Raw genomic sequence first — 11433 nt, 5'->3', positions numbered from 1 at the left:
CGTTTATTTTAATAAAGACCGAAATCCATTTTTATCAATTGCTTCAACCGACTCCTCTACTTTAGTTTTTAATTCAATTTTATATGCCTGCAGTTTTTTCTGAACGGCTGCGTCAAATGCGCCGATGATCTGCGCAGCAATAATGCCTGCGTTTGCTGCCCCATCCAGTGCTACCGTTGCAACAGGTACGCCTGATGGCATCTGCAAAATAGACAATACTGAATCCCAGCCATCAATCGAATTGGATGATTTAACAGGCACTCCTATTACAGGAAGTGTTGTTAATGCTGCAACCATTCCAGGCAAATGTGCTGCACCGCCTGCTCCGGCAATGATACATTTCAATCCTTTATCAACCGCTGCCTGTCCGTACTCAACCATACGTTCGGGTGTTCTGTGAGCTGATACAATCGTCAGTTCAAAAGGTATTCCAAATTTATCCAGCATATCTGCGGCAGCCGACATGATTTTTAAGTCTGACTGGCTGCCCATAATGATTCCAACTAATGGCTTGCTCATGCAATAATTTTTATAAGATTTTTAACTTCGTCCGATTTCTTTTTCAAGCCTTCAATTGACTTATCTAAAATAGTAACATGCCCCATCTTTCGGAAAGGTTTGGTGATTTTCTTTCCATATAAATGCGGGTATACGCCTTCTATATTCAGTGCTTCTTCCAGGCCTTCAAAAATGGCGCTTCCTACATAGCCCGGTTCCCCCAACAGGTTTACCATTGCCGCCGGACAATGCTGGGTTGTTGCACCTAAAGGCATGTTTAAAATAGCACGTAAATGCTGTTCGTACTGAGACGTATAATTTGCCTGTATGGTTTGATGGCCACTGTTATGCGGACGTGGAGCGATTTCGTTAACAAGAATTTCGCCTTCCGTTGTTAAAAACATTTCAACGGCTAAAATACCAACCAGCCCGATATCGTTGATCACGCCTCTGGCAATTTTTTCTGCTTTCTTATGCAGTTCTTCTGAAATTTCTGCCGGCGAAAATAAAAACTCTACTAGATTATGTGTCGGGTGAAATACCATCTCAACGGTTGGAAACGCGCTGATCTGCCCATCTTTGTTGCGCGCTACAATAACGCTTAATTCCTTTGCGAAATCTATTTTCTTTTCCAGTAACCCTGGTTTGTCAAAGCCTTTTGCTATATCATTTTTTGTATTGATCAACTGAACGCCTTTGCCATCGTAGCCTTCTTTACCCAGTTTGTGTACAGCCGGTAACAGATCCAGGTGTTTTAAAATATCTTCCTTTGTTTCTGTACGTACAAATGGTGCGGTTGGAATATTATTCTTTATATAAAATTCTTTCTGAAGACGTTTATCCTGTATCATTTCAATGATCTCCGGTTGCGGATAAACCTTTGTACCTTCTTTTTGAAGTTTTTTCAGTGCGTCAACATTCACATTTTCAATTTCAATCGTAATCAGATCCATCTCTTTGCCGAACTGATATACCGTATCAAAATCCGTCAAAGAACCTGTAGTAAAGCTTGTGCCCCAGTTTTTGCATGGTGCATCGCTGTCCGGGTCGAGTACATGAATTTCTAAGTTATAATCAACAGCCGCCTGCAGCAACATACGCCCCAGTTGCCCGCCGCCCAGCATGCCAATTTTGTAGTCTGAATAGAAATGTTCCATTTTTATAAATAACAATAACTCCAAAGATACGGAAGTAAAAAGTGTAAAGTGTAAAGTTTGGCGTGTAAAGTGTGTAAAAATGTATGATTTCATAAAAAGGGGTTGATTGCTGTTTTGCGCCAGCAAAATAAAAAACCCAGCGCCGAAGGTATTGGCGACTGGGTTTTTTAACTAACCAGATTAAAAAATTAACCGTAATCTTAACTATTTTTTGTCCGGAGACTATAATTAGAATGCATAGATAGCAGCCATTCCAAGTGTAGGCTGAATATTTGTAGCTTTAGCTTTGTCCGGATTGCCTGGGTTAGATACATAACCTTTGTATGTTCCGCCCATGTCATCATTCACATTTGCAACATCAATTCTGAATTCAGGCTTCAGGTTGAAGTGGCCATCCATAAATTTCATATCACCTGTTAAAGTGAATTCGCTAACTGTGCAGCCCTGACCGAATGTGCTTGAGATATATCTCAGACCATCTTTATCGATGAAGTGTTCAGCACGTAAACCTAAGCCAAAGAACTCAGAGAATCTGTAGTCAGCATACAACGCTGCACCACCCCAAGAACCTTTAGCATAACCATCATCCTGCGTAGCATCTATTTTTAAGTTGCTGCCGAAACCGTATGCTGCATTCAAGCCTAATTTGAAGGCATCAGACAATTGGTATGTAGTAGTTAAATCAAATAAGTGCGAAACTGTTTTTGCTGATGTTGCAGTAGCGGCTAATGTTGGGAAGGACAAACCGTTTCTTTCATCACCGCCGATGTAGTTTACATAAATATTAAAGCCATCTGTCGGAGCAACGTAGATCTGAGCAATTGCAGATTTTGTACCGTTGAAATCATACATCGCATCCCAGCCATTTACAACACCGGCCATAATACCGAAGCTTTCTGAGAAGGCATACGATGCTTTAGCACCTGTGTGGTAGAACGGACCGTTACCGAATAGGTAAGAAAGTGAATAGTTATAGTTCAAGGGAGCATCAATCAATTCATAACCGATATGTGTACCAAACTGACCTACTGTAACATTCAATTTATCTGTAAACATATAAGACATATATGCCTGCTTGATCATTAAATCATTACCGCCAATTACGTTACCGAAGTTACCTAAAAGTGAATTCGGGCCATATGTCAAATCAACTACTACTTCTGATCTGTCTGTTGTATATGCAAATTTTGTTTGAGCTAAACCTAATGAGAATGTATTGTTTTTAACATCAAAGATACGCCCAAGGTTTTCTACACCATCACCATCCGCTGTAGTTGATTGAAACAAACCAACTTCACGGGTTGGATTATTGAAATTGTATTGATAATACATATCAACATATCCAGAGATGGTTAATTTTCCTGTTTTAGTAGAATCCTGTGCTTGTGATGTGAACGCCGATAACATAAATGACGCCAGCGTAACGAGTGCAAATTTCTTCATAATAATAATTCGTTTAGTTGGTAATAAGTTGATAAAAGGGGTTGGTTAATTTTTTATGTCCGTTTGAATTCCTGAATTAGAATATTCATATCGTTCATGATGTAAACATAGGTTAAATTACAATTCCACGCAAATTCCAATTCACGCTAAAATCTAATATTTGTGTACTATTTGCGTTTAAAATGCCTTTATTATTGAAATAATACAATAGAATAATTCTTAAACCAAATATTCAGGATTGCTACAAAATTAGAATAATACAATTTTATAGATACTCAAACAGGCTGTTTTGACTTCAAAAATTGTGATTTTAGCCAAATCTACGTGTTTTCACGGATTGACGTCTCATATCAAACCTTATATTATTCCTATTTGTATGTTTTTTGAAAAAATAAGTTAAAATTTTAAGCAGTTTTTAAAAAAAACATACTTTTTATTCATTTTTAGGTTAAAATTTTAACCAACAAATTGAATTTTTATGATTTTAAGATTTTTTGAGCCGGATTAAAACAAAAAAGCCTGTCTAAATTTAGACAGGCTTTACTTTTAACTTGAGAAATGGCTTAAAACTACAATAACGACTCTCCGGTCATTTCTTTTGGCTTCTCAATGCCCATTAATGCAAGAATTGTAGGTGCTAAATCGCCCAGCTTTCCGTCTTTAAGTGGTTTTTTGTATTCATTGTCGATTAAAATACATGGTACCAGATTAGTTGTATGCGCTGTATTAGGTGTGCCGTCTTCGTTAATCATGTAATCTGCATTGCCGTGGTCTGCAATAACAATTGCTGTGTAGCCGTTTTCAAGGGCAGTTGTTACTACCGCTTCTGTGCAGCTGTCAACCACTTCACATGCTTTAACTGCTGCTTCGAAAACACCTGTATGGCCTACCATGTCCGGATTAGCAAAGTTTAATACAACGAAGTCCGGATCTTTTGATTTTAATTCAACAACAATTTTCTCTTTAATTTCATTTGCACTCATTTCCGGTGCTAAATCATACGTAGCTACTTTAGGTGATGCTGCCATTAACCTCTTTTCTCCTTTAAATGGTTCTTCGCGGCCACCGGAGAAGAAGAAGGTAACGTGCGGATATTTTTCTGTTTCAGCTATACGGATCTGCTTTTTTGAAGCGCCTTGCAATACTTCGCCCAGGGTATTAGAAAGATTGTCTTTATCAAAAATGACTTTTACATTATTAAATGTATCGTCGTAGTTTGTCATTGTTACATAATACAGGTCAAGCTTAAACATGTTCTGTTCATGGAAATCTTTCTGCGTAAGTGCAACCGTAATTTCACGGCCACGGTCTGTACGGAAGTTGAAGCAGATCACTACATCACCCGGCTCAATCTTTGCGATTGGTTTGTCGTTGGCATCTACCAGTACTACCGGCTTAATGAATTCATCGGTAACGCCTGCCGCATACGATTCTTCAATCGCTTTTAATGCATCGGCAGCATGCGTACCTTCGCCATTTACCATTACATCATAGGCAAGTTTCACACGTTCCCAACGGTTATCGCGGTCCATTGCGTAATAGCGGCCTACCAAAGAAGCAATTTTACCTGTTGATTTTGCCATTGACTCCTGCAATTCTTTTACAAAACCTAAGCCGCTTTTCGGATCACAATCTCTGCCATCGGTAAACGCATGTACATATACATCCTTTAACCCATACTGGTTTGCAATGTTACACAAGCCTTTCACGTGATTTACATGAGAGTGTACACCCCCATCTGAAACCAAACCGATAAAGTGTACTTTTTTATTGTTTGTCTTTGCATAATTGAAGGCATCTTTGATTGCCGGTTCATCTGCAAGGGTATTGTTTTCAACAGCCAAATTGATTTTTACCAAGTCCTGATATACGATTCTTCCTGCACCGATATTCATGTGTCCAACTTCTGAATTACCCATTTGACCAACAGGTAAACCAACAGCTAAACCAGAAGCTTCCAGTTTGCTATGCGGATAGTTGACAAATAAAGAATCAACAAAAGGTGTTTTAGCAGCAGCAATTGCTGAAACTTTAGGATTTGTTCCTAAACCCCAGCCATCCAGAATCATTAGTATTACTTTTTTATTCATTATATGACTTGTTTATATATATAAAATTGATTTACAAAATTATGAATAAATTCTGTGAGTATCTGAAAACGGTGTTTAAAGTTTTAATTCCTTTTCAAATCTCTAAAATTTGATTTGCCGTATAGATATTCCAATGCCTTGTGTCGTGCATGGAAAATTATTTCGCTATGCATTTGACTGTTATAATTTAACTTTAAAAAAATGCCTTGTTTTGTATTTGTTGGCATTATTTTGGCTTATTAAAAATTTATATGAAAAGAATTTCAATTTCTAATATTCTTTTAGTTACAGCTTTCATGATGGGGCTGGCACAGGCTGCTGAAGCACAAAATGCACAGGCTATACCAGATGTAATTGAAAATATCCGGGTTTCGATAAAAATGGCCAATTCTAAAGAATTGACAACCTTTATGGGCGATATGGTTGAAATTCAACTGCCTGATCAGGATAGAAACAATTACAGTAAAACACAGGCTGAATTTGTTTTGCGTGATTTCATGAAAAAATATCCCCCTACGAATTTTACCTATATTCACAAAGTTCTTGATAAAGAGGATTTTAAATTCACTATTGGCGAATATGTATATGCCGGGGGTTCCATGCGTATAACAATGGTAATCAAACCTTCCAATAGTAAGTACCAGATTGATTCAATTGTAATTGAACGTAAATAGTAATTTCAAATAGTTTATATATAGTTTATTTTCGCAGAAATCCCGCCTCAAAGCGGGATTTTTTGTTTTCTGCGTATAACGCTTATTTGATTACAGAATATTTATTTATCTATATAATCCATTATTTTTGCCTCATGCATTATACCTATTTAACAACAGACGCTCTGTTGGCATTTATTGATCTGGCGCTCAAGGAAGATGTCGGTGATGGCGATCATACTTCTCTGGCTTCTATCCCCGCAGGCACAGAAGGAAAAGCGCAGTTAATTTTAAAGGACACAGGGATTTTAGCCGGTATTGAACTTGCTGAAATGATCTTCAAACGGGTTGATCCGGCTTTGGAACTGGATATAAAAATGCATGATGGAGACACCTTCAAGCCAGGGCAAATAGCGCTGACGGTTAACGGGTCTGTTCATTCCATCCTCATCGCTGAACGCCTGGTATTAAACACCATGCAGCGCATGAGTGGTATTGCTACGTATACACATTCGTTACAGGAGCTTATTGCCCATACAAAAGCAAAAGTACTTGATACCCGTAAAACAACACCCAATTTCCGGATGCTGGAAAAATGGGCCGTTAAAATCGGAGGAGGCGTCAACCACCGGTATGGTTTATTTGATATGATTCTCTTAAAAGATAATCACGTTGATTTTTCAGGCGGTGTAGCTCAGGCGTTAAAAAACAGTAAGGCATATGTTGCTAAAACCGGGCGTGATTTAAAAATTGAAATTGAAACGCGCAATTTATCTGAAGTAAAAGAAGCACTTCGTGAAGGCGGCGCTTTCAGAATTATGCTGGACAATATGAGTCCTGCTTTAATGAAAGAAGCGGTAGCACTGATAAATGGTAACGCTGAAGTTGAAGCTTCAGGAGGTATAAATGAATCTACCATTGTTGCTGTTGCCGAATCAGGCGTTGACTATATTTCTGTTGGCTCGCTGAGCCACAGTTATAAAAGTAAAGATATGAGTCTTAAAGCTTTCTGATACCAATTAATTTGTAGCCAAACACAAACACAGCAAGAGGATTTTTTGCTTAACTTGTGTCTTGATTCCGTTTATACATTACATTTAATTATATATCATTCATGATTGTTAAAACAAAAAAATACCAATTAACGCCTAAAGAATTTATCAAAGCAGGATTATGGTCCATTGCTAAAGAACAATGGTGGTATGTTGTCTTTCCGGTTTTATTTGGCTGCATCGGCTTTATTTTACCGGATGAAAAATGGTGGTTTATTATTCCGGCAATACTTGTTATCGTATTGTACATTCTTTTCTGGTACATCCAGTTTCTTGGTGCTTCTCAAATGGAACAAAGCAAAATGATGTTTGAGCGTATGAGTTATGAAATTGACAGCAGACAATTATTAATTAAACTGAATGAGAGACAAGGCAGCCCGGTTAAGTGGGAAATGTTTAAAAAAGTTTATAAGCGCAAAGAAGATTATTTATTTATGATGGGCAGAGGACAATTTTTGCTTCTTCCATTCAAAATTTTCACGTCTGATAATGATTTGAAATTTGTTGAATCAATTTTGAACAGAAAAAATCTGATTCAGAAATAATCAGCTTTATTCAGTTAAACTAAAAAGGGTCACGCTCCGTAAGCGTGACCCTTTTTAGTTTAACCTGCATTTATTCTTTCCTGATTACTGTTTCATAATCTTATGCATTGCATACGTGCCATCCCACTGCAACAGCAACTGATAGATGCCTGCAGCTACCGGCATTTCAATGCTTACAGGCATGCTGTTATATTCAAATGAACCAGACTGAATCGTATTTCCTGTCATATCAATTATACTGAAGGATACTTTTGTTGAAGCTTCAACACCCATTGCAATCATGAGCTGTTCGTTACATGGAACCGGATACACGGAGATATTAACTTCCTGCGCAGGTAAGTAAACCGGTGTTGTTCCGCTTACCGTAATCGCTTTGGTAATCGTAGTAGTTTGGTTAGATGGATTCGTTTCCTTTACCGTTACATTTCCGCCGGATGTTCCAAAGTTTACTACAATCGAATTTGTATTTGCACCGCTCACAATTGTTGCTCCAGGCGGTACCGTCCATTGATATTGCATGCCGCTTTGGTTGGAAACAGAGAATGTTACATTTGACTGATTTGGTGAAACTACTGTTGGTCCGTTGATGGTTGAACTAAAGGCCGGAGCTGCAGTAACCGTCATTGTAATTGTGTTTGAATTTGCTGTAGTATTTGCAACACACTGCTTTGTTGAAGTCATGGTTACACTGATTGCATTTCCGTTTGTCAATGAAGTTGTTGTGTAGGTTGCAGCTGTTGCACCTGCAATGTTGGTACTGCCATTTTTCCATTGATATGTTGGCGTTCCTCCGTTAACTGGTGTTGCTGTAAAGGTAACAGACTGTCCTGTATATATAGTGGATGAAGGAGATGCGGCAATACTTACCGAAGCATTTCCACCGCTTGCATTCACTGTAACAGCGGTTGTTTTATTTGTGCCGTTACCGCATGTGTTTGTAGGTGTTACCGTAACGTTACCGCCGGCTGTGCCAAATGTTACCGTTATTGTTCGCGTATTTGCACCTGCAGTGATGGTTGCGCCAGCTGGTACAGTCCAGCTATAACCTGTTGCGCCTGTTACTGCAGCAATGGAATAGGTAACGCCGGCTGTATTTGCACAGGTTGTTGTTACACCCGTTATATCTCCTGCAGCAGCTGGTAAACTATTAACGGTAACAGCAGTACTTGCAGCTGTTCCGTTACCACATGTATTTGTTGGCGTAACGGAAACATTGCCGCCTGTTGTACCGAATGTTACTGTAATGGTTCTTGTATTGGTACCCGATGTGATCGTTGCACCTGCCGGTACAGTCCAGTTATAGCCTGTTGCACCGGTAACCGCTGCAATGGAATAGGTAATACCTGCTGCGTTGGCACATGTTGTTGTAATACCTGTTATGCTTCCTGCTGCAGATGGTAAACTATTAAGGGTAACAGCTGTTGTTGCAGCAGTACCGTTACCACAGGTGTTTGCAGGTGTAACACTAATGTTGCCTGCTGTGGTACCAAATTTTACTGTTATTGCTGTTGTATTTGCACCGGCTGTGATGGTTGCACCGGCCGGTACAGTCCAGGTATAACCCGTTGCGCCTGTTACCGCAGCTATGGAATAGGTAATACCTGCTGCGTTGGCACACGTTGTTGTTGTACCTGTTATTGTTCCTGCTGCAGATGGTAAGGTACATGCGGGTGCACCTTTTAAAATTACTGTACCCATGTAAGATGGATTTGTCCATGCCTGATCCGCTGTTGCCGCCCAGGAGATTTTACGGTCTCTTGCATTTCCATCGTCATCATCATTTACCGCCACATCAAAACCTACCAATTGGTTAATAGCCGGCGACCCGGTCAATGTAGACCATGGGAAGCGCATTTCCATTACATAGCCGGTAGAATTATCTACTCTTGCAAATGTTACACCTGTAGTCTTATTGTTCTTCTCATAAATAGTATTATCATTCCAGCGGAATGTATACTGAAAATCATTCGCACCGTAGGTTGTTGTTTTATTATTGCCGATATCAAAGAATACTTCAACGGCATCATCATTGTAATAATCTGTTCCGCCATTATTCGTTTTTACATTATCGGTTACATTCACCAATACATAGAAATAGGTTGCATCCCACATGGCTTTATAATTTGCGGATAAATCAGAAGCATTGGCAACTGTTCCATCAATCACATTATTCAGCGATGCGCTTGTGTTTGTTCCTCCCCAAACGCCATCTGCAACGCCATCTATCGTTGGTGCTGTATTTGTCTGGTTAACGGCTTTGTAAATCGAAACATTAAATGGAGCCGTTGTTGCAACATCTCCGTTTGTGTTTGTTGCTTTTGCAGTAATGCTTACCGTACCGCTTACATTGGGTGTCCAGCTGATAGAATATGGTGAACTGTTATCTGTACCGATTAATGTAGTACCTGCATAAAAATCTACTTTAGAAATGGCGCCGGTTGTTGCCGTTGCCGTTGCACTTACCGTGATGACATCACCTTCTGCAGCAAACGTTACTGTAGGCGCAGTAAGCGCTACAGATGTCGTTGTTGCAGATGATACCGCATATGGATTCCAGAAATTACCAGTTTGCACAAATAACCCTAACATCTGTAAAATCTTGGTAAAGTAGCCACTGGCTAAACCATCATTTTTATTTTCTGAATAAAGTGCGTTACAAAATTGCTGATTAGCTGTTGTATTGGTTGTAGCTAAAGATAATGCACCAATCGGACCAACAAATGCTGCATTGTGATTGCCTGATCCTGAACCGTCGTGGTTAACACCGTCACCACCCTGAACAGAACCTGCGCCGCCTTTGCCAATCCAGAATGCTGCCTGTCTATTTGTAATAGTTAAAATTGTTGATGGGCCATACCAGATATAATCCGTGGCCTGCCTCCACGGAGCACGGCATGCATCATAGCCGAATTTATCCGGCGCTGTGCCTGAACCGCTGCACGATGAATTTGGCGGGCCAGCAGGGGTACACCAGTTCGTAGATAGACCGGAAGTAGTATGTGCATTATTAATTAATAAATTTTCTGTCTTTTGAATTACATTATCCCAGAATGTATTGTTAGCCTGGCCATTCTCTGCCATAAACAATTTAAACACGCGTGCATAACCCGGTGCCTGATACGATGGATTTCTACAGGCTGGTTTCCACGCATCTCCATTTTCAAATGTAAAATCTGTCGCATTAATCTCGTAATTCTTAATAGCATTTATCAATGATACTGCGTCTGTTTTATAATTGTGCGGAGAAGTGGTGTTCGGCCATTGATAATTCGCCACAATTAACGCCATTGCCGCATCCAATTCTGCATCTGTAGCGCCATTCTGACCAATAACTGAATTACAGCCACTGATCTTCCAGTGCATTACACCTTTAGCATTTCTGTGTTGTTTATAATATGCCCAAAGTCTGTTAAATAAATCCTGATCAGCGGCATATGCTGCCAATAACATACCATAGGCAATACCTTCCGATACGGTTTCTGATGTGTTATCAAATTTAACACGTGCCTTATCGGTACCGCAGTTTTCTATATAGGCAGACTTCCATGCCGTATACTTTGCGGCAACTTCAGTACCCTTTCCGTACGTACCGCTTGTAGGTAAGTTTGTAGGCAAGATACCATATGCATAAGAATTGTTTGAGCCAAATGGCACTGTTGCTCCTGCAGGTGTATTAATCTGAGCGTGTGTTTGAACATGTATTAAGCACAACACAGATATAACTACCCAACTGATTTTGTTCATTAATTTGATCATAGTAACGGGGATAATATGACTAATTTAATAATTAATTTACTTTTGTTAATTTTCAGGTAAGTATTATTCAGTTTTTTGACAAAATAATACTACACCCAACATTATGGATATATACTGTTTAAACACAAAAGGTGGATTACGTTATTAATAAAAAATACCTATACTATTGATTTTCAACTTATTTAAAATAAAAAAATATTTTACTTAAATGCATAAAACAATTGAAGGCTCTAAAATCC

General features: G+C 39.1%; 8 protein-coding genes. 3 read left to right on the top strand and 5 right to left on the bottom strand.

The features are described 5' to 3' along the window. Positions 1-3: 3 nt before the first annotated feature. The 4 genes from purE to gpmI form a co-directional block, all read right to left on the bottom strand. A complete protein-coding gene (purE, locus tag CHU_RS18145) occupies positions 4-519 on the bottom strand; it encodes a 5-(carboxyamino)imidazole ribonucleotide mutase (protein WP_011587072.1) in 516 nt (171 codons plus the stop codon). Further along, entirely contained in the window at positions 516-1655 is a 1140-nt protein-coding gene (locus tag CHU_RS18140) for a 5-(carboxyamino)imidazole ribonucleotide synthase (protein ID WP_041932830.1), read from the bottom strand. Before CHU_RS18140 ends, purE begins: the two co-directional genes overlap by 4 nt. A 228-nt stretch (positions 1656-1883) precedes the next feature. Next, positions 1884-3098: a porin gene (locus CHU_RS18135; protein ID WP_011587070.1), complete on the bottom strand. Its 1215-nt coding sequence runs from the start codon at positions 3096-3098 to the stop codon at positions 1884-1886. A gap of 569 nt (positions 3099-3667) precedes the next feature. Further along, positions 3668-5188 (bottom strand): 2,3-bisphosphoglycerate-independent phosphoglycerate mutase, encoded by a 1521-nt coding sequence (gene gpmI / locus CHU_RS18130; protein ID WP_011587069.1) that lies wholly within the window; start codon positions 5186-5188, stop codon positions 3668-3670. A gap of 251 nt (positions 5189-5439) precedes the next feature. Between gpmI and CHU_RS18125 the strand changes: the two genes are divergently transcribed. The 3 genes from CHU_RS18125 (at position 5440) to CHU_RS18115 (ending at position 7438) form a co-directional block, all read left to right on the top strand. After that, a complete protein-coding gene (locus tag CHU_RS18125) occupies positions 5440-5862 on the top strand; it encodes a DUF4783 domain-containing protein (RefSeq protein WP_143144066.1) in 423 nt (140 codons plus the stop codon). Between the two features lie 134 nt (positions 5863-5996). Then, complete coding sequence (nadC, locus tag CHU_RS18120) at positions 5997-6854, top strand: carboxylating nicotinate-nucleotide diphosphorylase (protein ID WP_041932494.1); 858 nt, start codon at positions 5997-5999, stop codon at positions 6852-6854. 101 nt (positions 6855-6955) lie between these two features. Next, on the top strand, positions 6956-7438 hold the full coding sequence (locus tag CHU_RS18115; protein ID WP_011587066.1) for a YcxB family protein: 483 nt from the start codon (positions 6956-6958) through the stop codon (positions 7436-7438). A gap of 84 nt (positions 7439-7522) precedes the next feature. Here the strand turns inward: CHU_RS18115 and CHU_RS19050 are convergent, their stop codons facing one another. Then, on the bottom strand, positions 7523-11182 hold the full coding sequence (locus CHU_RS19050) for a glycosyl hydrolase family 8 (RefSeq protein ID WP_177254161.1): 3660 nt from the start codon (positions 11180-11182) through the stop codon (positions 7523-7525). Positions 11183-11433 lie beyond the last annotated feature (251 nt).

Source organism: Cytophaga hutchinsonii ATCC 33406 (genome assembly GCF_000014145.1).
Taxonomy (GTDB): domain Bacteria; phylum Bacteroidota; class Bacteroidia; order Cytophagales; family Cytophagaceae; genus Cytophaga; species Cytophaga hutchinsonii.
Note: the sequence above shows the minus strand (reverse complement) of the source record. Positions and strands in the feature narration are given on the sequence as shown.

What these genes read in the sequence shown, in the direction of transcription:
- CHU_RS18115 (WP_011587066.1), top strand. Translation starts at nt 6,956, where the DNA reads ATGATTGTTAAAACAAAAAAATACCAATTAACGCCTAAAGAATTTATC.
- CHU_RS18135 (WP_011587070.1), bottom strand. Translation starts at nt 3,098, where the DNA reads ATGAAGAAATTTGCACTCGTTACGCTGGCGTCATTTATGTTATCGGCG.
- gpmI (WP_011587069.1), bottom strand. Translation starts at nt 5,188, where the DNA reads ATGAATAAAAAAGTAATACTAATGATTCTGGATGGCTGGGGTTTAGGA.
- nadC (WP_041932494.1), top strand. Translation starts at nt 5,997, where the DNA reads ATGCATTATACCTATTTAACAACAGACGCTCTGTTGGCATTTATTGAT.
- CHU_RS19050 (WP_177254161.1), bottom strand. Translation starts at nt 11,182, where the DNA reads ATGAACAAAATCAGTTGGGTAGTTATATCTGTGTTGTGCTTAATACAT.
- CHU_RS18140 (WP_041932830.1), bottom strand. Translation starts at nt 1,655, where the DNA reads ATGGAACATTTCTATTCAGACTACAAAATTGGCATGCTGGGCGGCGGG.
- purE (WP_011587072.1), bottom strand. Translation starts at nt 519, where the DNA reads ATGAGCAAGCCATTAGTTGGAATCATTATGGGCAGCCAGTCAGACTTA.
- CHU_RS18125 (WP_143144066.1), top strand. Translation starts at nt 5,440, where the DNA reads ATGAAAAGAATTTCAATTTCTAATATTCTTTTAGTTACAGCTTTCATG.